Annotated in this window: 4 protein-coding genes; 2 read left to right on the top strand and 2 right to left on the bottom strand. The window is 55.4% G+C overall.

All coding sequences use genetic code 11. The features are described from left to right. The first annotated feature begins 95 nt into the window (after positions 1-95). Positions 96-356, top strand: coding sequence for a hypothetical protein (locus VH86_RS24585; protein ID WP_045834442.1), 261 nt, complete (start codon positions 96-98; stop codon positions 354-356). Positions 357-434: 78 nt separating this feature from the next. After that, the gene (locus VH86_RS24580; protein WP_045834441.1) at positions 435-632 is read left to right on the top strand and encodes a hypothetical protein; all 198 of its coding nucleotides are present in this window, start codon (positions 435-437) and stop codon (positions 630-632) included. A 217-nt stretch (positions 633-849) separates the two neighbouring features. Here VH86_RS24580 and VH86_RS24575 read toward each other — a convergent pair whose 3' ends face one another. Next, positions 850-1,116: a biofilm development regulator YmgB/AriR family protein gene (locus VH86_RS24575; protein ID WP_045816993.1), complete on the bottom strand. Its 267-nt coding sequence runs from the start codon at positions 1,114-1,116 to the stop codon at positions 850-852. A gap of 148 nt (positions 1,117-1,264) precedes the next feature. Next, a complete protein-coding gene (locus tag VH86_RS24570; protein ID WP_045816994.1) occupies positions 1,265-1,537 on the bottom strand; it encodes a hypothetical protein in 273 nt (90 codons plus the stop codon). Between the last annotated feature and the right edge of the window lie 119 nt (positions 1,538-1,656).

The raw sequence follows: 1,656 nt of genomic DNA, 5'->3' as shown, positions 1-1,656 counted from the left end.
GGCGTAAAAGTTTTGCAGGGCTCGCCCCCTTGTGAATGTTCGGGCCAGCTGCGCTGTGATAAGCTCTGCGCCCAAACCTGCTGCCGGATAACCCCATGAAAAATGATTTTGAAGATAAAATGGCCGACATTATGCTTGGCGAGGCCGTCACGGCCCTGCTGGATGAAGAAGTGGCCATAAGCTGGGCGGCACTCACGGATCGCCTGCGGTCGGCCATTGAACATGAAACGGATGAAGATCGGATTCGCGCGGGTTTGCGTGCTATCGAAGAAGTACGGCGGGAAATGCGTCTTCGCGACGGTGAAAAGTACGGAGTGGGAAGGGCTGCCGGGCCAACAGAGCATAAGCTGCACTGACTTCCTAAGAGCTGCGGTATCTGGCACGGTGTATTTCTGCTATACTGTACACTTATCCACCCTACGGACGGAGGTCATATGAATGATGACACCACCGCCGAAGATATCTACGCCGTTATCGGAACGGTCGTGGCGCGCCTTCTTAAGCCGGACCAGTATCTCACCCTTCACGAAATCACCAGCGCACTGCACAGCATGGGCGAAGTGGCTGGTGCAGGCGTAATATGCGAAAGCTGCGACAAAGCCATCAGGCTGTTGGCTAAGCAGATGCACTGACCTTCAGATTCCTCCTGTTCTGACATACACCCTGGCGCACTAATGGTGGCGTGCACACACTAAGAAGTGTGAAACTTTTAACTCGGGAGATGTCTGTGAAAGTCTGGATTGCTATAAGCCTTGTTGCCGCCGTCAGCTGCTCTGTATGGGCTTCGCAGGGGGGATTTGACTCCCCGGCTGCGATGGCCGCCGCGCACGTCAAGAAGCATAAGTAGCCTCAGAAGCCTTCGTCGTCTGGCGTTTTGCCCACTACGATCTCCAGCGCGCTGCGCAGTGTGTCGAGCTCAACTACGTCTGAAGTGCTCTCAAGCTCGGCGATAAGGTAAAGAATGATTGCTTTGCTGGTCACCTTTTTACCGTGAATGACGATGTCGCGGATGACAGCATCCAGCACGGCAGTCTCTGCGGCCAGTGCGTCGCCGCCGCTGCGGAAGTGCTGAATGATGCTTGCTTCTGTAGAGGTGTGTTGTTCGTTTAGCTGCATGATTTTATCCGTCAGGCCCTGCGGGCAGAAGTGGCCAGGCTCAATGCCTGAAATAAAACGGCCACCCCCCCTGGGGGGCCGCATCCTGCGGGCGTCCTGCCTCTTTACGGTTAATACGGAAAGTCGTCCTTCAATTAATCCGCTACTATTAATTCTTACTGCTGCCGCCCGTGCCGTTCAGGGCGCCAAATGCCAGCACGGCGGCGTCGCGGCTTTCACGGGACTGAATAAATTCCGTCTGCACCTCGCCCAGCGCCATGGCTATTGCTTCACGCCTTACAGCAGTGGTTTCGCCGCTTTCCATGGCACGGAGTTGTCGTGCAACACTTTCTGCGCTGATGACGTCTTCGTTACTTAGTAGTACGACTACGGCCTCGCCCAGCACTACATCAGCGAGGCGCATTAAATCTGTATTCTTCATACCCGCATCTTCCGGTTCATGCCCTCCGGGCAGGGTGGCAGGACAGCCATTCCGGGTAGTCCTAAATGCATGCTGCGGGCATTATCCTCTTGCACCGGGGTAACTCAGCGTTCAAACAG

Origin of the sequence: Pantoea sp. BL1 (assembly GCF_000963985.1) — a bacterium.
Classification (GTDB): Bacteria; Pseudomonadota; Gammaproteobacteria; order Enterobacterales; family Enterobacteriaceae; genus Pantoea; species Pantoea rwandensis_B.
This window is presented reverse-complemented; position numbering and strand designations above follow the sequence as displayed.

Excerpts from the sequence above, each read along its gene's own strand:
- VH86_RS24570 (WP_045816994.1), bottom strand. The coding sequence starts at position 1,537 with ATGAAGAATACAGATTTAATGCGCCTCGCTGATGTAGTGCTGGGCGAG.
- VH86_RS24585 (WP_045834442.1), top strand. The coding sequence starts at position 96 with ATGAAAAATGATTTTGAAGATAAAATGGCCGACATTATGCTTGGCGAG.
- VH86_RS24580 (WP_045834441.1), top strand. The coding sequence starts at position 435 with ATGAATGATGACACCACCGCCGAAGATATCTACGCCGTTATCGGAACG.
- VH86_RS24575 (WP_045816993.1), bottom strand. The coding sequence starts at position 1,116 with ATGCAGCTAAACGAACAACACACCTCTACAGAAGCAAGCATCATTCAG.